Source organism: Burkholderia diffusa (genome assembly GCF_902499115.1).
Taxonomy (GTDB): domain Bacteria; phylum Pseudomonadota; class Gammaproteobacteria; order Burkholderiales; family Burkholderiaceae; genus Burkholderia; species Burkholderia diffusa.
This window is the reverse complement of the sequence record NZ_CABVPN010000016.1, coordinates 31,954-50,831: the sequence shown is the minus strand read 5'-3', so window position 1 is coordinate 50,831 and position 18,878 is coordinate 31,954. Positions and strand designations below refer to the sequence as shown.

Below are 18,878 nucleotides of genomic sequence, written 5' to 3'. Positions count from 1 at the left end.
ATCCGTATGACCGATGTGAATGATGAGGCGCCGTCGCAACCGACGGCGTTCGAGCTCGTGGGCGGCGAAGCCCGCGTGCGCGAAATGGTGGACCGCTTTTACGACCTGATGGACCTCGAGCCCGAGTTCGCGGAGATTCGCGCGCTGCATCCGGCGTCGCTCGACGGCTCGCGCGACAAGCTGTTCTGGTTCCTGTGCGGCTGGCTTGGCGGCCCCGATCACTACATCAGCCGGTTCGGCCATCCGCGGCTGCGCGCGCGGCACCTGCCGTTCCCGATTGCGTCGGTCGAGCGCGATCAGTGGCTGCGCTGTATGGCGTGGGCGATGGAGGACATCGGGTTGGCCGAGCCGCTGCGCGAACGGCTCATGCATTCGTTCTACGACACGGCCGACTGGATGCGCAACCGGCCCGGTTGATCGACCGGTACGCCGCTGTCCGGACGCCGGACGATCTGCGTCTGGGCGCCTGGCCCGTGCGGCGCGACACTGACCGCTTCCCCATCGATACGAGGCTCGCCCGATGACGACCCACGCACTGTTTCGTGAAGATGCCTATCTGACGCAATGCGAGGCCGTCGTCGCGGCCGTCGACGATGACGGCATCCGCCTCGACCGCACCGTGTTCTATCCGCTTGGCGGCGGGCAGGCCGGCGACAGCGGCACGCTGACGCTGCCCGACGGCAGCACGATCACGATCGCCGACACGCGCAAGGCGAAGTTCGACGGTGCGACGCCCGACGATGCCGTACACGTGCCGGCGAAGGGCCAGGAAGCGCGCGTCGCGGCGCTCGCCACCGGCGCGCGCGTGGTCGCGGACATCGACTGGCTGCGCCGCTACCGGCACATGCGGCTGCATACGGCCGCGCACCTGATGTGCGCGGTGCTGCCGTACCCGGTCGACGGCTGCAGCGTGACAGCCGACTACGTGCGGCTCGATTTCGCGACGTCGGACGCGATCGACCGCGTCGACGTCGAGCGCCGTCTCGCGGCGCTGGTCCACGGCGCGCATGCGGTCACCACCGAATGGATCACCGACGCCGAGATGGCCGAGCGGCCCGACCTCGTGCGCACGATGAGCGTGAAGCCGCCGATGGGGCTGGGCCGCGTGCGGCTGCTGCGCATCGAAGGGGTCGATCTGCAGCCGTGCGGCGGCACGCATGTGCGCAATACGTCGGAAATCGGCGACCTGCGGGTCGCCAAACTTGAAAAGAAGAGCGCGCGGACACGGCGCCTCGTACTGGAGTTTGCATGACGGTCGAAAACCTGACGGACAGTGCCGCGGCGCTCGATCCGCAAGCGCGCGAGATTCTCGATTTCTGGTTCGGCGAGCCTGGTTCGGTCGAGTTCGGCCACGCGCGCAAGGTGTGGTTCAACGGCGGTGCGGCGTTCGACGAGGTACTGCGGACGCGCTACGGCGCCTTGCTCGACGCCGCGTGCGACGGCGCCCACGATCACTGGGCCGACACGCCGCTCGGCGCGCTCGCGCTGATCGTGGTGCTCGACCAGTTCTCGCGCAACATTCATCGCGGCACGCCGCGTGCGTTCGCCGCCGATTCGAAGGCGCTGGCGCTCGCGCGGCGCGTCGTGGCGGCAGGGTGGGACGCGCAATTGCCGAGCGGCCATCACCGCGCCTTTGCGTACCTGCCGTTCGAACATGACGAGTCGGACGAGAGCCAGCGCGAGGCAGTGCGCCTTTGCGCGGGCATTCGCGGCGAGGCCGAATGCGAGAGCTATCACCACTTCGCGTTGCGTCATGCGGCCGTGGTCGAGCGCTTCGGTCGTTTTCCGCACCGGAACGCGATTCTCGGCCGTGTGTCGACCGATGCGGAGACAGCATTCCTGCGCGAGCCGGGCTCGTCGTTCTGACGTGCGGGGCGGTGGGGCGGCGGGCGTGGAAGCGCGCTTGAGCGCCGCTTGCCTGGCCTCCCGGAAATGAGGACGGCGCCGTTTCGCGGCGCCGCCTTGCATTACTGCGTTTCGTGCTCTTCGGGGGTGCGCACGTAGACGCGCAGCAGTTCCTCGTCGTCGCCCGGGCGAGCGCCGGTCCAGAACAGTTTCCAGTCGCTGCCCGGCGCCGGATCGACCGACCGCACGCCCTGGACGATCATCCACGTGCAGCGTGTCGTCTTCGCGTCGTCGATCGGCGTGTGCTGGATGCCGGAGAAGTAGTACAGCATCGGCGCTTCCGATTCCCCGAGCCCGTGCAGGCTCGCCATGCAGTCGCCGTCGCTCCATTCGAGGGCGAGATGCGCGTTCAGGTCGTCGAATACCGACCGGTAACTCTTCGCGACGTCGAGCCACGGCAGCAACAGCGTATACACCAGGCCCCACGCAACCACAGCACCCGCGCCCCACGACAGCGCGCCGCGCCAGAGGCCGGTCGTGCGCAGCTTCGGCAGCAGCCACAGCCAGCCGGCCGTCAACACGAGCGCGCCGATCACAAGTCCGGGCACGATCGGCATCGTCCAGTCGAGCGGCAGCCATCGGCCGAGCGGCGCGAGGCCTGCACGCGATGCACCCGGATCGGCCATCACTGCCCAGATCCCCCACGCGAGCGCGACGACGGTGCCGAACAGCAGGCGGCTCAGGTAATCCCATGCAAGATGCAGCCCGCGCGGCAGGCGCTCGATCGCCTGTGCGGCAACCAGCGCGAGCGGCGCGAAGAACGGCAGGATGTAGAGCTGGCGCGAGGTCGCGGACACTTGCAGCACCGCGAGGCCAATCCCGGCGAACAGGACGGGCAGCGCGATGCGCGGCGTGCGCCACTCGCGCCATGCGCCGCGTGCCAGCGCGACGATCGCGAGCGGCGCGACCGGGAAGCCGAGCAGCAGGAACGCACGCAGGATGAAGAACGGCTTGTCGTTTTCCGCGCCGAGTTCCGGCACCGAGAAACCGAAGAAGCGGCCGACGTTGTTGTCCCAGAACCAGGTCATGAACAGCGTCTCGGAACGCAGGAACAGCGCGGTCGGCCAGATGAGCGCGAACGGTGCGAACACGAGCGCGGCGACGCCGAGCGAGCGCGCGAACGCACGTGTGCGGCAGGCAGGGTAGAGCACCAGCGCGCCCGTGAGCGTGGCCGCGAACACGAGCGGCACGAACAGCCCCTTTGCCATCAGCGCGATGCCGACGCCCACGCCGAAGATCGGCGCGGCCCAGCGGCCGGACGGCCGCACCGGCAGCCCATGCCGCATCCGGCGCGCGCGCGCGACATGCTGCATCACGAGCTCGAGCAGGCCGCAGAAGCCCATCGCGGTGCCCGCGAACAGCGCGACGTCCGTCATCATGTCGTGCACGTGCTTGACCACGACGAGCGTGCTCGCGCTCAGCACGACGGGGCCGATCACGCGCAGGTCGAGCCAGCTGTCGGCCCGGCTGGCACTGCGTGCCGCGCGTGCGATGAAGCCGAACGCGAGCGCTGCGAACAGCGCGCTCGCGAGCCGTGCCGCGTCGTGCAGTGGCATCACCCGCTGCAGCAGCCACGCGAGGCTCGTCGCGACCCACGCGTAAAGCGGCGGCTTTTCCATGAACGGCTGGCCGGCGTTGGTCGGCACGACGAAGTCGCCCGTCTCGAGCATGTGCTGGATGATGCCGAACGTATAGGTTTCGTCCTGCTTCCACGGATCGTGGCCGAGCACGCCCGGCAGCGTGTACGCGCAGACCAGCGCGGCAACCAGCAGCCAGACGCGCCAGCCGAGCCGGACGATGCGATCGCCGGCGGCGTCCGTCGCGGCGGTGCCGGCCACGGCAGGCGTGCCGGCGGCATGGAGCGTCGCGCTGAGGTCGGGGTCGGCGGCTGATCGGGCGTGCGTGGCCGAAGCGGGCACGGACGTGCGTTGCCGGCGGCCGGGCGCTGCGGTTCCTGGCATGGAAAAGATCTCGGTCGGGTCAAGCTGGTCCGGCGACATGGGCCGGACCCAGTAAGGGTCGCATCAAGGCGAGATGACAGCCGGATGACCGGCTGTTTTTGGCTTGGCGCTAGTAAAGCACGGAACTGTTACGGATGTTTACTGAAATGGTCACGATATTGTGGAGATTTGTGGTGTCGTGACCACGGACCGCTTCAGCCGGTCCGTTTTTCCGCCTTCTGGGGCGCGATTACCGGCCGCCGCCGACGTCGAGCAGGGCGCCCGTCGTGTATGACGCCGTGTCGCCGAGCAGCCAGACGATCGCTTCCGCGATCTCTTGGGCCTCGCCCGCACGGCCGAGCGGGGTCTGCACGCCGAGGCGTGCCGCGCGGCCCGGCTGGCCGCCGCTCGCATGGATATCCGTCTCGATGAGGCCGGGCCGCACCGCGTTGACGCGCACGCCGTGCGGCCCGAGTTCCTTCGCGAGGCCGATCGTCAGCGAATCGACCGCGCCCTTCGAGCCCGCGTAGTCGACGTACTCGTTCGGCGAACCGAGCCGCGACGCGATCGACGACACGTTGACGATCGCGCCGCCGTGCCCGCCGCGATCGGTGGACAGCCGGCGCGCGGCTTCGCGCGCGCACAGGTAGGCGCCGAGCACGTTGGTATCGAACATCCGCCGCAGTCGGTCGACCGGCATGTCGGCGAGCGGCATCGACGGCGCGACGATCCCTGCATTGTTGACGAGCGCGTCGAAGCGACCGAACGCCGCCGCCACGGTGTCGAACATCGCGATGACGTCCGCTTCGTTCGCGACGTCGCCGGCCACGACGCACGCGCGAGCGCCGGCGTCGCGAACGGCTTGCGCGGTCAGTTCGGCTGCCGCCGCGTCGCGTGCGTAGTTGATGCCGACGTCCCAGCCGCGCTCGGCCGCGAGCACGGCGGTCGCGCGGCCGATGCCGCGGCTCGCGCCGGTGATGAGGACGGCCTTGCGCTGGGACGACGGTGCGGGCATCGCGTGCGGCTCCCGATAAACGTTACTTGGCTGCGTCCGGCGCCCACTTGTCGCGGACGGGCGGCTGGTAGCGGCGCAGCTGTTCGATCAGCGCGACCGGTTCGGCGTCGATGCACAACGCGTCGAAGTAGGTCGGGCGCATGAAGCCTTCGTCGACCGTATGGCGCAGCAGCGCGATCAGCGGATCGTAGAACGAATCGATGTTGTACAGCGCGACGGGCTTGCGGTGATAGCCGAGCTGCGCCCACGTATAGACCTCGAAGAATTCCTCGAGCGTGCCGGCGCCGCCGGGCATCGCGACGAACGCATCCGCGAGGTCGGCCATCATCTTCTTGCGGTGGTGCATGTCGGGCACGACGTGCAGCTCGGACAGCCCGGTGTGGCCGACTTCCTTGTCGACCAGCAACTCGGGGATCACACCGACCACATGGCCGCCGGCCGCCATCACTTCATCGGCGATCACGCCCATCAGGCCGACGCGGCCGCCGCCGTAGACGAGCGTGAGGCCCGCATCGACGAGCGCGCGGCCGAACGCGCGTGCGGCGTCCGCATAGACGGGCCGCACGCCGGACGACGAGCCGCAGTAAACACAGACTGCCTTCATTGTTTCGTATCCTTCGCGGCGGGCTTGGCGGCGACCGGGCTGCCCGCCGGGCGCGGCGAACCGTCGCGCGGCGGCAGGTAGTCGGTGAACTGGCGCTTGGGCAGCTTGCCGGAGACGAGATCGTCGAACAGCTGGCGCGAACGGCCGCGCAGGTACGGGGCCATGACCGAGATCACATGCATGCTCACCTGGTGCAGCTCTTCGCGGATCGCGTCCTGGTCGTTGTATTTGCGCGGGTGCATCACGTACTGATACGACAGCCAGTACGTCGAGATCACGGCCATGTTGGTGGCGATGACCTCGATCTCGGCGGGCGTCGCGACCATTTCGGCGTCGGACACGAGCAGCTCGCACATGTCGTGCGCGAAGCGCACCTTGTGGCTGATGATCTGCTTGAAGTGCGTCTCGAGCGTGCGGTTGCGCGCGAGCAGGTCGTTGAGGTCGCGATACAGGAACCGGTAGGTCCACATGAAGTCGGCCATGTACTGCAGGTACGACCAGGTTTCGTCGATCGTCGGACGGTGATCTTCGGGAAAGCGCAGCCGCCGTTCGATCTGCTGCTCGAACTGCGCGAAGATGCTGTTGATGATGTCGTCCTTGTTGCGGAAATGGTAGTACAGGTTGCCTGGACTGATTTCCATTTCCTCGGCGATCGTCGTGGTCGTGACGTTCGGCTCGCCGATCTCGTTGAAGAGTTTCAACGACAACTCGAGAATCCGTTCGCGGGTGCGGCGGGGAGGTTTCGCTTCCATGTCGTCCGGCCCTGTGTGTGCCGGACTGGCGGGCGCTGCAATCGATGCTGCGAGATTCGTCCGGCGCGGGTTGCTGTTCTAAGTCTAGCGGACGATTATAAACCGCTGTTTCCTGACAACGGGCGCATTTCGTGATCGCGGCGCGTTCCCTGCGCATGGTGCACCGCCGCACGGCGGCGATGCCGCGGATGCCGCTAGAAGCCGAGCCAGCGTGCGATCACCGGGCCGAGCACGAAGCCCCACGTCGTCATGCACGCGAACAGCGCGACCGTGACCGCCGCGCTGCCGAGATCCTTCGCGCGCTTCGACAATTCGTGGCGCTCGAGCGAGATGCGATCGATCGCGGCCTCGACGCTCGAATTCAGCAGCTCGACGATCAGCACGAGCAGCACCGACGCGATCAGCAGCGCGCGCGATGCGGCGGGGACCGGCGAGAACGCACCGATCGGCAGCATCAGCGCGGCGAGCGTGAGCTCCTGGCGAAACGCGCTCTCCTCGCGGATCGCGACGCGAAACCCGTTCAGCGAATGCTTGAGCGCATACCACGCACGCGTGATGCCGCGGTGGCGCTTGTACGGGTTCGGCGGCAGCGGCGCGAGCCGATCGTCGGGGCCGAGCGGTTCGTGCGGGTGCACGTCCGCGTCGAAGTGCGGCTCTTCTTCGTCGAACGGACGATGTGGTTGCGCCGTCGTGGCAGGGGGCGGGGTCTTGTCGTTCAGGTCTCGTTTCAAACGGCGGCACCTTCGGCGGGCGAGTACGCAGTCTTCGGCAGCGGTTTCAGATGCGACGCGAACTGCTCGGACGCCGCGCGCCACGAAAAGCGCTCGGCCCACGCGCGGGCAGTCTCGCGTTCGATCTTGAGCGCCTCGAGGCAGGCTTCCTGCAGGTCTTCGTGCATCACGCCGGCATCGCCCCCGCCGAGCACGTCGATCGGGCCCGTGACCGGGTACGCGGCGACCGGCGTGCCACACGCGAGCGCCTCCAGCAGCACGAGGCCGAACGTGTCGGTGCGACTCGGGAACACGAACACGTCGGCCGCAGCATACACCTTGGCGAGCTCGGCTTGCGACAGGACGCCGAGATAGTTCGCTTCCGGATAGCGCGATTTCAGCTCGGCGAGCGCCGGACCTTCGCCCGCGACCCACTTCGAGCCGGGCAGGTCGAGGCGCAGGAATGCCTCGACGTTCTTCTCGATCGCGACGCGGCCCACGTACAGGAAGATCGGCCGCGCGGTATTGAGCACCTTCGACTCCATCGGCCGGAAGATGTCGAGGTCGACGCCGCGCGTCCACAGCACGACGTTCGTGAAGCCGAACTTCTCGAGGTCCTGCTTCACGACCGGGGTCGGCGCCATCACCGCGAGCGACGGCGCGTGGAACCAGTGCAGGAACTTGTAGGTCGCCGACAGCGGAATGCCGAAGCGCGCCTGCACGTATTCAGGAAAGCGCGTGTGGTACGCGGTCGTGTACGGCAGCTTGCGTGCGCGCGCATAGCGTCGCGCGGCGAGGCCGAGCGGGCCTTCGGTCGCGATGTGCAGCGCGTCGGGTGCGAACGCATCGATCCGGGCGCGCAGCTTGCGGTACGGCAGAATCGACAGGCGGATCTCGGGATAGGTCGGGCAGGGCACCGTGCGGAATTCCAGCGGCGTCAGCATTTCGACCCGGTGGCCGAGCGCGGTGAGTTCGCGGGAGGTGCTCTTCAGCGTGCGCACGACGCCGTTGACCTGCGGTTCCCACGCGTCGGTGACGATCATGATCTTCATCGCGGCATGTGTCCTGTAAGTGGAGTTGTGTCAGGCGGTGGCCTTGGCCTTGCGCGACGGGGCAGCGGACGGCGCGGTGCGCATCGCCGTCCAGTAGACGATCTTCAGTTCGCCTTCCATCGTTTCGACGAGCGCGGACAGGCTTTCGACCCAGTCGCCGTCGTTGCAGTACAGCACGCCGTCGATGTCGCGGATCTCCGCCTTGTGGATGTGCCCGCACACGACGCCGTCGCAGCCGCGGCGGCGCGCTTCGTCGGTCATCACGGTCTCGAACTGCGAGATGAAGTTCACCGCGTTCTTCACCTGATGCTTCAGGTACTGCGACAGCGACCAGTACTGGAAGCCCAGCCGGCTGCGGATCCGGTTGAACCAGCGGTTCAGCACGAGGATCAGCGTGTAGAGCGTGTCGCCGAGATACGCGAGCCATTTCGCGTGCTGGATCACGCCGTCGAACAGGTCGCCGTGGACAATCCACAGGCGCTTGCCCGCGAGCGTCGTGTGAAATGCCTCGCCCCGCACCTGGATGTCACCGAACGCGAGGTCGCAGAACTGCCGCGCGCCTTCGTCGTGGTTGCCCGGAATGTAGACCACCTGCGTGCCCTTGCGCGCCTTGCGCAAGACTTTCTGCACGACGTCGTTGTGCGCCTGCGGCCAGTACCAGCCCTTCTTCAGCTGCCAGCCGTCGATGATGTCGCCCACGAGGTACAGGTATTCCGAATCGTTGTGACGGAGGAAGTCGAGCAGATACGGCGCCTGGCATCCGCTCGAGCCGAGGTGAATGTCGGACAGCCAGATCGTGCGGTAGCGATGGGCGGACGGCTCGGGGTCGTCGTGCTGCCTGGCGTGCGCGGCCGTCGGCTCGTTCGACGAAAGGGCATCGGTTGCGGCCGAGCCGGACAGGAATGCGGTGACGGCGCGGGCGCCGAGGGGTTGACGGAACAGGGAGGTCGCGGACGTTTTCTGGCCCATGCATGACTCGCGCCGGTTGACATTACCGGCATTGCGCCATGCGGGCGTGACCATGCCGTGACAGTCACGAGACGTTCTTATTACTGTCGTTCCGCCATGTTTAGCAGTGAATGCGGTGGCGTTGCGCAATCTGCCGAACCGACCGCCTTTGCGATGATCGGGCACGCCGAGCGGGGTGGCTGTGACGGTGCCTTCAAGGGATTTCGTCTGACGGATGCGCCGACGCGCGGAACCGGTCGCGCTCGTGCGGACCGCGCGAGCGCGTCAGCGCGGAATCGCGACGACGCGCGTGCGGGCGATGCGGTCGTGCGGGAATTGACGATCGGCGTGCAGGCGGGCGGCGCCGGCCCATGCGACGATCCACGCGGCAGCCAGCGCGAGCGTGACGGGCACCGACAGGCCGAGGAGCGGATGCAGCGCGAGCGGCGGCAGGAACCACAGCCACCCGAGCGCGTAGCGGACGAGCGCATGGCCGGCGTTCAGCGGCTGGCCGCTGGACGATTCGAGCCGCAGCCGCCAGGTCTTCATCGGCAGCGTCTGGCCGCCGTGGGTCCAGAACCAGACGAAGTACGCGCCGACGACGAGCGCGATCCACGCGGCGAGGAGGTTGTGATGAACGAGGCCGTTGCGCTGCTGCGTCGCGAGGCTGAATGCGAGGCCGGCGAAGAACACGATGCCGAACAGCAGCACGGCTTCGTACAGCATCGCGGCGAGGCGCCGCCGCACGGACGGCACGGCGAAGACGGCCGGGGCCTGGGGTGCGAGGGCGCTCGCCACGTCGGGTCAGGAACCCTTGAACATCGACGGCGCGTCGGCCGGCGAGACGGGCGTGACGGTCGCAGGCGCGGGTGCGGTGCCGGACGTGGATGATGCCGCCACGGGCGGTGTGCCGACGCCGGCCGTAGCGGGCGCCGATGCCGGCGCGGCGTTGCTCGCCGGATGCTCGTGCGAATTGACGAGGCGGCGCACATCGCGGTCGGCGACCGTCGGCGGCGCGCTGACGACGCTCGGTCGGCGACGGCGCTCGGTCGCGGCCAGGCGCTCCTTCTGTTCTTCGGGAAGTTGCTGGTAGGCCTTCCACGCACGCTCGCGCGCCTGCGCGGACAGCTCCTTCGCGCTCTGGTAATTCTCACGCGCGACGCGGCGCTGCTCGGGCGTCATCCGCGCCCACTCGGACATCCTGTCCTGCAGGTGCTTCTGCTCATCGGGCGTCAATTTCGCGAAACGTGATGCGATCTTCAGCCATTTGCGCTTGCGAGCGTCGCTGAAGCCATCCCACTGGTCGGCGAACGGCGCGAGTGCCGAGCGTTGCGCAGGCGTCAGGCGCGCCCACGACAGCGGGCCGTTGGCGGCCGGCAGCGGCAGGGGCAGCGGGGCGAGTTCGGTGGTCAGCCCGGCGGCGGCCGAGGTCGGCGCGGGCGCGCTGCTGGCCGCCGCGGAGACCGTCGCGGCGGGCGGGTTGAATCGGGAATAGGTGGCGACGTAGGAAACGGCGATCGCGATCACGCATCCGAAAAATACGGCCAGGCCGCGTTTCTGACTCACCCGTGCGATCCCCTCGTTATTCTCTGTTAGCGTGCGTGCGAAAGATACGCGTTGAACCCGTGATCGAGATACGCGTTGAGCGGCAGGTCGTCGCTGAGCATCGCCGCGTCGATGTCGGCGAGTTCGGCGGTGCGCTGCATGTCTTCCCAGTACGCGATGCCGACGAGCCCCGCGAGCAGCAGCGCGAGCGGCCAGGCGCGCAGCAGGCGGCGCGCGAACGACGTCTGCGGGCGACTCGCGGGCGGCGTGCCGTATGCGGCGGCGGCACCGGCGAAGGCGGGCACGAACACCGGCGCGGTCGCGGGTTCCGGCTTCTTGCGCGCGAGCGCGGCCCCGCGCGCGGCGGCCAGACGGTCAGTGGTCGCGGCAGGCAGCGCCGCGGCACGTTCGTCCAGCGCGCGGCGGACCTTCAGCGCGAATTCGTGTTCTCGATTTACGGGAGCGGAGCTCATAGCGTGATTCCTTTGGCCTTGAGCGCTTGCGCCAGGGTGTGGGTGGCTCGCGAGCAGTGCGTCTTGACGCTGCCTTCGGAGCACCCCATTGCGGCGGCAGTCTCGGCGACATCCATATCTTCCCAATAACGCATCAGGAACGCTTCCCGTTGACGCGTCGGAAGTTTCCGGATTTCTGCGTCGATCAGGGCCAGAACCTGCTCCCGCTCGAGGCGGTGCTCGGTGCTCTCGACGCCCGCGTTGTCGTCCGCGGACTCGAGCGTTTCCAGCGGATCGAAGTCCTCGTCGTCCGTGTTGTTGAGCGACGAAAAGAGCGTGACCCAGGTATTGCGGACCTTTTGCCGGCGGAACCAGTCATGGATCGCGTTCTGCAGGATCCGCTGGAACAGCAGCGGCAGCTCGGCCGCCGGCCGGTCGCCGTACTTCTCCGCCAGCTTGATCATCGCGTCCTGCACGATGTCGAGCGACGCATCATCGTCGCGCACGGCGTACGCAGCCTGCTTGAACGCGCGCCTTTCGACGCCCGCCAGAAAGTCGGCGAGTTCCTTGTCTGATGCCATTCCGTAAAGGTATGCGCTGCGGACTGCGGCGTGTGAAAGGTCGAAAAATTTCGTAAAACCCGCGGATGCTAACAAATTTTCGCGCGACTTGGCACCGGTGACGGCTCGGTACGTTGCGCGCGAGCAGCGTCCGCGGGCCGCCGGGCGGGGCGCATGATGCGCTGCGGGATATTTTGCTTGACGACCCAATCATGACCCGCTATCGTCAATGATTCGCAACATGAAGTGATGGTCTCATTTGAGGCTGGCCCAAGAAGCCCGCCCTTCAAACTGGACGCGCCGCTTGAACCCGAGCCACAAGCCCGGCAGAGAGCACCCGATCAATTTTTTGCCGAAAATTCGAAAGGTCAAAATGAACATGCCCAGCGCGGAATTCTCCACGTCGGAACCCCTTTCCCCTCCCGATAGCGACTCCATCGGCGCCACCGTGCTCATGAAAGCACTGGCCGACGAGAACGTCGAATTCATCTGGGGCTATCCCGGCGGCTCGGTACTATACATCTACGACGAGCTTTACAAGCAGGACAAGATTCAGCACGTGCTGGTGCGCCACGAACAGGCGGCCGTGCACGCAGCCGATGCGTATGCGCGTTCCACCGGCAACGTCGGCGTCTGTCTCGTGACGTCCGGCCCCGGTGTCACCAATGCGGTGACCGGCATTGCAACGGCCTACATGGATTCGATCCCGATGGTCGTGATCAGCGGCCAGGTGCCGACTGCCGCGATCGGCCAGGACGCGTTCCAGGAATGCGATACGGTCGGTATCACGCGTCCGTGCGTGAAGCACAACTTCCTCGTGAAGGACGTGCGCGACCTCGCGGAAACCGTCAAGAAGGCGTTCTACATCGCCCGCACCGGCCGTCCGGGCCCGGTGCTGATCGACATCCCGAAGGACATCTCGAAGACGCCGTGCCAGTACGAGCCGGTCAAGAGCGTGTCGCTGCGCTCGTACAACCCCGTCACGAAGGGCCATTCGGGCCAGATCCGCAAGGCCGTGTCGCTGCTGCTGTCGGCAAAGCGTCCCTATATCTACACGGGCGGCGGCATCATCCTCGCCGACGCGGCGCGCGAACTGAACCAGTTCGCCGACCTGCTCGGCTACCCGGTCACGAACACGCTGATGGGCCTCGGCGGCTATCGCGCATCGGACAAGAAATTCCTCGGCATGCTCGGCATGCACGGCACGTACGAAGCGAACATGGCGATGCAGCACTGCGACGTGCTGATCGCGATCGGCGCCCGCTTCGACGACCGCGTGATCGGCGACCCGGCGCACTTCGCGTCGCGTCCCCGCAAGATCATCCACATCGACATCGACCCGTCGTCGATCTCGAAGCGTGTGAAGGTCGACATCCCGATCGTCGGCGACGTGAAGGAAGTGCTGAAGGAGCTGATCGAGCAACTGCAGACGGCCGAGCATGGCCCCGACACCGAGGCGCTCGCGCAATGGTGGAAGGACATCGAGGACTGGCGCTCGAAGGACTGCCTGAAGTTCGACCGCGAAAGCGAGATCATCAAGCCGCAGTACGTGGTGGAGAAGGCGTGGGAGCTGACGGACGGCAACGCGTTCGTGTGCTCGGACGTCGGCCAGCACCAGATGTGGGCGGCGCAGTTCTACCGTTTCAACAAGCCGCGTCGCTGGATCAACTCCGGTGGCCTCGGCACGATGGGCTTCGGCCTGCCGGCAGCGATGGGCGTCAAGATGGCGCACCCGGACGACGACGTGCTGTGCATCACGGGCGAAGGCTCGATCCAGATGTGCATCCAGGAACTGTCGACCTGCCTGCAGTACGACACGCCCGTGAAGATCATTTCGCTGAACAACCGCTATCTCGGCATGGTCCGCCAGTGGCAGCAGATCGAATACAGCAAGCGCTATTCGCATTCGTACATGGATGCGCTGCCCGATTTCGTGAAGCTCGCCGAAGCGTACGGCCATGTCGGCATGCGGATCGAAAAGACCTCGGATGTGGAGCCGGCGCTGAAGGAAGCGCTGCGCCTGAAGGACCGCACCGTGTTTCTCGACTTCCAGACCGATCCGACCGAAAACGTCTGGCCGATGGTACAGGCCGGCAAGGGCATCACCGAGATGCTGCTCGGATCGGAAGATCTGTAACGGCGCGACGCGCGCCAGGGCCGAGGCGGCCGCCTTCACGAAGGGCGGTGCGGCACCGGGCGGCGCGCGGCGCGAGTGAATCGACACGGACACATTCTGGAAGAAGCGAACATGAGACACATCATTTCCGTCCTGCTGGAAAACGAACCGGGTGCGCTGTCGCGCGTGGTCGGTCTGTTTTCCGCACGCGGCTACAACATCGAAACCTTGACGGTGGCGCCGACCGAAGACCAATCGCTGTCGCGTCTGACCATCGTTTCCATTGGCTCTGACGACGTGATCGAACAGATCACGAAGCATCTGAACCGCCTGATCGAGGTGGTGAAAGTGGTGGACCTGACCGACGGTGCACACATCGAACGTGAGCTGATGCTGATCAAGGTACGAGCAGTGGGCAAGGAGCGCGAAGAAATGAAGCGGATGTCGGATATTTTCCGCGGCCGCATCATCGACGTGACCGAAAAGACCTACACGATCGAATTGACGGGCGCGAGCGACAAACTCGACGCATTCATCCAGGGGCTGGACGCGACCGCGATCCTAGAGACCGTGCGCACCGGCAGCTCCGGCATCGGACGCGGCGAGCGCATCCTGAAGGTGTGATGCCAGACAGGCACGCCGGGTGCGCCGTCATGTCCCGGCCCGCAGTACTCCATCTGAACGAATTGTTGAATTTTTGAATTGGCGAAGGAACCATCATGAACGTTTTCTACGATAAAGACGCTGACCTCTCCCTCATCAAGGGCAAGCAAGTCACGATCATCGGCTACGGCTCGCAAGGCCATGCACACGCACTGAACCTGAAGGACAGCGGCGTGAACGTGACGGTCGGCCTTCGCAAGGGCGGCGCGTCGTGGAGCAAGGCCGAAAACGCAGGCCTGTCGGTCAAGGAAGTCGCGGAAGCGGTGAAGGGCGCGGACGTCGTCATGATGCTGCTGCCGGACGAGCAGATCGCCGACGTGTACGCGAAGGAAGTGCACGCAAACATCAAGCAGGGCGCCGCACTGGCATTCGCACACGGCTTCAACGTCCACTACGGCCAGGTGATCCCGCGCGCCGACCTCGATGTGATCATGATCGCGCCGAAGGCACCGGGCCACACCGTGCGCGGCACGTACTCGCAAGGCGGCGGCGTGCCGCACCTGATCGCGGTTGCGCAGAACAAGTCGGGCGCGGCACGCGACATCGCGCTGTCGTATGCGGCAGCGAACGGTGGCGGCCGTGCCGGCATCATCGAGACGAACTTCCGTGAAGAGACCGAAACCGACCTGTTCGGCGAGCAGGCCGTGCTTTGCGGCGGTACCGTCGAGCTGATCAAGGCAGGTTTCGAGACGCTGGTCGAAGCGGGCTACGCGCCGGAAATGGCGTACTTCGAGTGCCTGCACGAACTGAAGCTGATCGTCGACCTGATCTACGAAGGCGGCATCGCGAACATGAACTACTCGATCTCGAACAACGCCGAGTACGGCGAGTACGTGACGGGCCCGCGCGTCGTCACGGAAGAGACGAAGAAGGCGATGAAGCAGTGCCTGACCGACATCCAGACGGGCGAATACGCGAAGAGCTTCATTCTCGAGAACAAGGCAGGTGCGCCGACGCTGCAGTCGCGCCGCCGCCTGACGGCCGAGCACCAGATCGAGCAGGTCGGCTCGAAGCTGCGCGCGATGATGCCGTGGATCGCGAAGAACAAGCTCGTCGACCAGACGAAGAACTAAGCACCACGTGCTGTTCCGGCCCTTCGAGTGGAGGGTCGGTATCAAAAAGCCGTCCGAAGGCAGCAGTGCCCCGGGCGGCTTTTGCTATCCTACGGGCTTTGCAATTCACCGAACACCGAACGAACCCATGAACTATCCTCATCCGATCATCGCGCGCGAAGGCTGGCCGTTCATCGCGATTGCAGCCGTCATCGCGTTGTTGATCCACGCCGTCGGGGGCTTCGGCTTCGCGTGGCCGTTCTGGCTGCTGCTCGTCTTCGTCGTCCAGTTCTTCCGCGATCCGCAGCGCCCGATCCCGGCGCAGCCGAACGCGGTGCTGTGCCCGGCGGACGGCCGCATCGTCGCGGTCGAGACCACCCAGGATCCGTACGCGAATCGCGAAGCGCTGAAGATCAGCGTGTTCATGAATGTCTTCAACGTCCATTCGCAGCGTTCGCCGGTCGACGGCGCGGTCACCAAGGTCGAATACTTCCCGGGCGCGTTTCTGAACGCGGCGATCGACAAGGCGTCGACCGAGAACGAGCGCAATGCGGTCGTGATCCAGACGGCGAGCGGCAAGACCGTCACCGCCGTGCAGATCGCCGGCCTCGTCGCCCGCCGGATCCTGTGCTACGTGCGTGCCGGCGAACCGCTGTCGCGCGGTCAGCGCTACGGTTTCATCCGCTTCGGTTCGCGCGTCGACGTGTACCTGCCGCTCGGCAGCCGCGCGAAGGTGTCGATCGGCGAGAAGGTCTACGCGTCGTCGACGATCCTCGCTGAACTCGAACAGTAAGCGGCGGGACGCACGATGGCCGCATTCAAACCGCGTCGTCCGCGCAACGGCTCCGGCCAGACGCCACGCCCGTTCCGCCGCAACAAGGTGATGGCGCCGGATCAGGCGCCCATCGAGAGCCGCCGCGCCGCGCGGCAACGGTTCCTGAAGACGCGCGGCATCTACCTGCTGCCGAACGCGTTCACGACCGCCGCGCTGTTCTGCGGCTTCTTCGCGGTCGTGCAGGCGATGAACGTGCGCTTCGAGATCGCCGCGATCGCGATCTTCGTCGCGATGGTGCTCGACGGGATGGACGGACGAGTCGCACGGATGACGCATACCCAAAGCGCGTTCGGCGAACAGTTCGACAGCCTGTCGGACATGGTGTCATTCGGCGTCGCGCCGGCGCTCGTGATGTACGAGTGGGTGCTGAAGGATCTTGGCCGCTGGGGCTGGCTCGCTGCATTCGTCTACTGTTCGGGCGCCGCGCTGCGTCTCGCGCGCTTCAACACGAACATCGGCGTCGTCGACAAGCGCTTCTTCCAGGGGCTGCCGAGCCCGGCCGCCGCCGCGCTGATCGCCGGCTTCGTCTGGCTCGCGACCGACAACCGCGTGCCGATGAAGCTCGGCTGGTTGCCCTGGGTCGCGTTCGCACTGACGATCTATGCAGGCGTGACGATGGTGTCGAACGCGCCGTTCTACAGCGGCAAGGCGCTCGACGTACGGCACCGCGTGCCGTTCGCGGCGATCCTGCTGGTCGTCGTCGCGTTCGTGCTCGTGTCGTCCGATCCGCCGTTGATGCTGTTCTGCCTGTTCGTGCTGTACGGGCTGTCCGGCTACGTGTTTTGGGCCTACATGGCCGTGCGCGGACGGGCGAACCCCGCGCGCTCGTCGCAGCGCGATCACTGACGCGCAACCTGCCCGGCAACGGCGGCCACGAGGCCGCCGTTTTCATTTGCCCCTTTTTCGCGCGGCGCGGTCTGGCATCCCGGGTGCCGTCCGATTGCGCACCCAGCGGAATGCCGCTATAGTCTTCGGCATGACTGCATTTTCCCGCCTCTCCCTCCTTCTAGCCGGTGCGCCGCTACGCGCGCTAGCTTTGGCGCGCCTGCCGCGCTGACCGTTCTCGCCCTCCGTCAAGCCTCGTCTGTTGTTGAGCGTCGCCAGCGGTGGCGCGATCTCATTACGTTTGATTCCCGTATAAAGAGCCCTGGAGCCCCCCATGACAGACAAGCTGATCATTTTCGATACGACGTTGCGTGACGGTGAACAATCGCCCGGTGCGTCGATGACGAAGGAAGAGAAAGTCCGCATCGCGAAGCATCTCGAGCGGATGAAGGTCGACGTGATCGAGGCCGGCTTCGCGGCCAGCTCGAACGGCGACTTCGACGCGATCCACACGATCGCCGGCCTGGTGAAGGAGAGCACGATCTGCTCGCTGGCGCGCGCCAACGACAAGGACATCCAGCGTGCGGCCGACGCCCTGAAGCCGGCCAATAGCTCGCGGATCCACACGTTCATCGCGACGTCGCCGCTGCACATGGAGAAGAAGCTGCGGATGACGCCGGACCAGGTGTTCGAGCAGGCTCGCCTCGCGGTGCGCTTCGCGCGCAAGTTCACCGACAACGTCGAATTCTCGCCGGAAGACGGCAGCCGTTCGGACCTTGACTTCCTGTGCCGCGTGCTGGAAGCCGTGATCGCCGAAGGGGCGACGACGATCAACATCGCCGACACGGTCGGCTACGGCGTGCCGGAACTCTACGGCAACCTCGTGAAGACGCTGCGCGAACGCATTCCGAACTCGGACAAGGCGATCTTCTCCGTGCACTGCCACAACGACCTCGGGATGGCGGTGGCAAACTCGCTCGCCGGCGTGAAGATCGGCGGTGCGCGACAGGTCGAGTGCACGATCAACGGTCTCGGCGAGCGCGCGGGCAATACGTCGCTCGAGGAAATCGTGATGGCCGTGAAGACCCGCAAGGACTACTTCGGCCTCGACGTCGGCATCGACACCACGCAGATCGTGCCGACGTCGAAGCTCGTGTCGCAGATCACCGGTTTCGTCGTGCAGCCGAACAAGGCCGTGGTCGGCGCGAACGCATTCGCGCACGCGTCGGGCATCCACCAGGACGGCGTGCTGAAGGCGCGCGACACCTACGAGATCATGCGCGCGGAAGACGTGGGCTGGACCGCGAACAAGATCGTGCTCGGCAAGCTGTCGGGCCGCAACGCGTTCAAGCAGCGCCTGCAGGAGCTCGGCGTGTCGCTCGACAGCGAAGCCGAGCTGAACGCCGCGTTCATGCGCTTCAAGGACCTCGCCGATCGCAAGGCCGAGATCTTCGACGAAGACATCATCGCGATCGTCTCCGAAGAATCGGCGCTCGCGCAGGAGCAGGAGCACTTCAAGTTCGTGTCGCTGTCACAGCATTCTGAGACGGGCGAGCAGCCGCAGGCGAAGATCGTGTTCGCGGTCGAGGGCAAGGAAGTGACCGGCGAGGCGCGCGGTAACGGGCCGGTCGATGCGACGTTCAACGCGATCGAGGGCGAAGTCGGCAGCGGTTCCGAACTGCTCCTGTATTCGGTGAACGCGATCACGACCGGCACGCAGGCGCAGGGCGAAGTGACCGTCCGGCTGTCGAAGAGCGGGCGGATCGTGAACGGCGTTGGCACCGATCCGGACATCGTCGCGGCGTCCGCGAAGGCGTACATTTCGGCGCTGAACAAACTGCATTCGAAGGACGACAAGGTCAACCCGCAGCGCTCGTAAGCGCTGCGCGTCGAGCGCTCGAAGC

At 66.2% G+C, this 18,878-nt stretch carries 20 protein-coding genes; 9 read left to right on the top strand and 11 right to left on the bottom strand.

The window, feature by feature from the left end; translation table 11 throughout:
- Nucleotides 1-6: 6 nt before the first annotated feature.
- The 3 genes from BTE28158_RS17695 (at nt 7) to BTE28158_RS17685 (ending at nt 1,866) form a co-directional block, all read left to right on the top strand.
- The gene (locus tag BTE28158_RS17695; protein ID WP_059533253.1) at nt 7-417 is read left to right on the top strand and encodes a group II truncated hemoglobin; all 411 of its coding nucleotides are present in this window, start codon (nt 7-9) and stop codon (nt 415-417) included.
- A gap of 103 nt (nt 418-520) precedes the next feature.
- A complete protein-coding gene (locus BTE28158_RS17690) occupies nt 521-1,252 on the top strand; it encodes an alanyl-tRNA editing protein (RefSeq protein WP_151051550.1) in 732 nt (243 codons plus the stop codon).
- Nucleotides 1,249-1,866 carry a DUF924 family protein gene (locus BTE28158_RS17685; protein WP_151051552.1) on the top strand — a complete coding sequence of 206 codons (618 nt, stop codon included), beginning with the start codon at nt 1,249-1,251 and terminating at the stop codon, nt 1,864-1,866. Before BTE28158_RS17690 ends, BTE28158_RS17685 begins: the two co-directional genes overlap by 4 nt.
- Nucleotides 1,867-1,967: 101 nt before the next feature.
- Here the strand turns inward: BTE28158_RS17685 and BTE28158_RS17680 are convergent, their stop codons facing one another.
- The 11 genes from BTE28158_RS17680 to BTE28158_RS17630 all read right to left on the bottom strand — a co-directional run bounded on the left by BTE28158_RS17680 (nt 1,968) and on the right by BTE28158_RS17630 (nt 11,504).
- Entirely contained in the window at nt 1,968-3,866 is a 1,899-nt protein-coding gene (locus BTE28158_RS17680) for an ArnT family glycosyltransferase (protein WP_151051554.1), read from the bottom strand.
- 229 nt (nt 3,867-4,095) lie between these two features.
- On the bottom strand, nt 4,096-4,860 hold the full coding sequence (locus BTE28158_RS17675; RefSeq protein WP_151051556.1) for an SDR family oxidoreductase: 765 nt from the start codon (nt 4,858-4,860) through the stop codon (nt 4,096-4,098).
- 22 nt (nt 4,861-4,882) lie between these two features.
- Complete coding sequence (locus BTE28158_RS17670; protein ID WP_059600411.1) at nt 4,883-5,464, bottom strand: LOG family protein; 582 nt, start codon at nt 5,462-5,464, stop codon at nt 4,883-4,885.
- The gene (locus BTE28158_RS17665; protein ID WP_059600412.1) at nt 5,461-6,216 is read right to left on the bottom strand and encodes a TetR/AcrR family transcriptional regulator; all 756 of its coding nucleotides are present in this window, start codon (nt 6,214-6,216) and stop codon (nt 5,461-5,463) included. Before BTE28158_RS17665 ends, BTE28158_RS17670 begins: the two co-directional genes overlap by 4 nt.
- A 194-nt stretch (nt 6,217-6,410) precedes the next feature.
- A complete protein-coding gene (locus BTE28158_RS17660; RefSeq protein WP_151051558.1) occupies nt 6,411-6,947 on the bottom strand; it encodes a diacylglycerol kinase in 537 nt (178 codons plus the stop codon).
- The gene (locus BTE28158_RS17655) at nt 6,944-7,978 is read right to left on the bottom strand and encodes a glycosyltransferase family 4 protein (RefSeq protein WP_151051560.1); all 1,035 of its coding nucleotides are present in this window, start codon (nt 7,976-7,978) and stop codon (nt 6,944-6,946) included. The genes BTE28158_RS17660 and BTE28158_RS17655 overlap by 4 nt, the downstream gene beginning before the upstream one ends.
- Before the next feature lie 30 nt (nt 7,979-8,008).
- Nucleotides 8,009-8,947 (bottom strand): UDP-2,3-diacylglucosamine diphosphatase, encoded by a 939-nt coding sequence (locus tag BTE28158_RS17650; RefSeq protein ID WP_124626855.1) that lies wholly within the window; start codon nt 8,945-8,947, stop codon nt 8,009-8,011.
- A 264-nt stretch (nt 8,948-9,211) separates the two neighbouring features.
- Nucleotides 9,212-9,724 carry an RDD family protein gene (locus BTE28158_RS17645; protein ID WP_151051562.1) on the bottom strand — a complete coding sequence of 171 codons (513 nt, stop codon included), beginning with the start codon at nt 9,722-9,724 and terminating at the stop codon, nt 9,212-9,214.
- Between the two features lie 6 nt (nt 9,725-9,730).
- Nucleotides 9,731-10,492 (bottom strand): DUF3106 domain-containing protein, encoded by a 762-nt coding sequence (locus BTE28158_RS17640; protein ID WP_174919985.1) that lies wholly within the window; start codon nt 10,490-10,492, stop codon nt 9,731-9,733.
- Between the two features lie 26 nt (nt 10,493-10,518).
- Nucleotides 10,519-10,944 carry a DUF3619 family protein gene (locus BTE28158_RS17635; protein WP_124903381.1) on the bottom strand — a complete coding sequence of 142 codons (426 nt, stop codon included), beginning with the start codon at nt 10,942-10,944 and terminating at the stop codon, nt 10,519-10,521.
- Entirely contained in the window at nt 10,941-11,504 is a 564-nt protein-coding gene (locus BTE28158_RS17630; RefSeq protein WP_151051710.1) for an RNA polymerase sigma factor, read from the bottom strand. The genes BTE28158_RS17635 and BTE28158_RS17630 overlap by 4 nt, the downstream gene beginning before the upstream one ends.
- A 352-nt stretch (nt 11,505-11,856) precedes the next feature.
- Between BTE28158_RS17630 and BTE28158_RS17625 the strand changes: the two genes are divergently transcribed.
- The 6 genes from BTE28158_RS17625 (at nt 11,857) to BTE28158_RS17600 (ending at nt 18,853) form a co-directional block, all read left to right on the top strand.
- Complete coding sequence (locus BTE28158_RS17625) at nt 11,857-13,620, top strand: acetolactate synthase 3 catalytic subunit (RefSeq protein ID WP_124626865.1); 1,764 nt, start codon at nt 11,857-11,859, stop codon at nt 13,618-13,620.
- A gap of 111 nt (nt 13,621-13,731) precedes the next feature.
- Nucleotides 13,732-14,223 carry an acetolactate synthase small subunit gene (gene ilvN, locus BTE28158_RS17620; protein ID WP_034207977.1) on the top strand — a complete coding sequence of 164 codons (492 nt, stop codon included), beginning with the start codon at nt 13,732-13,734 and terminating at the stop codon, nt 14,221-14,223.
- Nucleotides 14,224-14,318: 95 nt separating this feature from the next.
- The gene (gene ilvC, locus BTE28158_RS17615; protein ID WP_059533228.1) at nt 14,319-15,335 is read left to right on the top strand and encodes a ketol-acid reductoisomerase; all 1,017 of its coding nucleotides are present in this window, start codon (nt 14,319-14,321) and stop codon (nt 15,333-15,335) included.
- A 127-nt stretch (nt 15,336-15,462) separates the two neighbouring features.
- On the top strand, nt 15,463-16,107 hold the full coding sequence (locus tag BTE28158_RS17610) for a phosphatidylserine decarboxylase (RefSeq protein ID WP_059468119.1): 645 nt from the start codon (nt 15,463-15,465) through the stop codon (nt 16,105-16,107).
- Nucleotides 16,108-16,122: 15 nt separating this feature from the next.
- Nucleotides 16,123-16,995, top strand: a complete 873-nt coding sequence (gene pssA / locus BTE28158_RS17605) for a CDP-diacylglycerol--serine O-phosphatidyltransferase (protein ID WP_059600421.1) — start codon at nt 16,123-16,125, stop codon at nt 16,993-16,995.
- A gap of 313 nt (nt 16,996-17,308) precedes the next feature.
- Nucleotides 17,309-18,853 carry a 2-isopropylmalate synthase gene (locus BTE28158_RS17600; RefSeq protein ID WP_059600422.1) on the top strand — a complete coding sequence of 515 codons (1,545 nt, stop codon included), beginning with the start codon at nt 17,309-17,311 and terminating at the stop codon, nt 18,851-18,853.
- The last annotated feature ends 25 nt before the right edge of the window (nt 18,854-18,878 follow it).

Coding starts and splice junctions, on each gene's coding strand:
- ilvN (WP_034207977.1), top strand. CDS start 13,732: ATGAGACACATCATTTCCGTCCTGCTGGAAAACGAACCGGGTGCGCTG.
- BTE28158_RS17680 (WP_151051554.1), bottom strand. CDS start 3,866: ATGCCAGGAACCGCAGCGCCCGGCCGCCGGCAACGCACGTCCGTGCCC.
- BTE28158_RS17690 (WP_151051550.1), top strand. CDS start 521: ATGACGACCCACGCACTGTTTCGTGAAGATGCCTATCTGACGCAATGC.
- BTE28158_RS17665 (WP_059600412.1), bottom strand. CDS start 6,216: ATGGAAGCGAAACCTCCCCGCCGCACCCGCGAACGGATTCTCGAGTTG.
- BTE28158_RS17675 (WP_151051556.1), bottom strand. CDS start 4,860: ATGCCCGCACCGTCGTCCCAGCGCAAGGCCGTCCTCATCACCGGCGCG.
- pssA (WP_059600421.1), top strand. CDS start 16,123: ATGGCCGCATTCAAACCGCGTCGTCCGCGCAACGGCTCCGGCCAGACG.
- BTE28158_RS17695 (WP_059533253.1), top strand. CDS start 7: ATGACCGATGTGAATGATGAGGCGCCGTCGCAACCGACGGCGTTCGAG.
- BTE28158_RS17610 (WP_059468119.1), top strand. CDS start 15,463: ATGAACTATCCTCATCCGATCATCGCGCGCGAAGGCTGGCCGTTCATC.
- BTE28158_RS17655 (WP_151051560.1), bottom strand. CDS start 7,978: ATGAAGATCATGATCGTCACCGACGCGTGGGAACCGCAGGTCAACGGC.
- BTE28158_RS17670 (WP_059600411.1), bottom strand. CDS start 5,464: ATGAAGGCAGTCTGTGTTTACTGCGGCTCGTCGTCCGGCGTGCGGCCC.
- ilvC (WP_059533228.1), top strand. CDS start 14,319: ATGAACGTTTTCTACGATAAAGACGCTGACCTCTCCCTCATCAAGGGC.
- BTE28158_RS17630 (WP_151051710.1), bottom strand. CDS start 11,504: ATGGCATCAGACAAGGAACTCGCCGACTTTCTGGCGGGCGTCGAAAGG.
- BTE28158_RS17635 (WP_124903381.1), bottom strand. CDS start 10,944: ATGAGCTCCGCTCCCGTAAATCGAGAACACGAATTCGCGCTGAAGGTC.
- BTE28158_RS17685 (WP_151051552.1), top strand. CDS start 1,249: ATGACGGTCGAAAACCTGACGGACAGTGCCGCGGCGCTCGATCCGCAA.
- BTE28158_RS17650 (WP_124626855.1), bottom strand. CDS start 8,947: ATGGGCCAGAAAACGTCCGCGACCTCCCTGTTCCGTCAACCCCTCGGC.
- BTE28158_RS17600 (WP_059600422.1), top strand. CDS start 17,309: ATGACAGACAAGCTGATCATTTTCGATACGACGTTGCGTGACGGTGAA.
- BTE28158_RS17625 (WP_124626865.1), top strand. CDS start 11,857: ATGAACATGCCCAGCGCGGAATTCTCCACGTCGGAACCCCTTTCCCCT.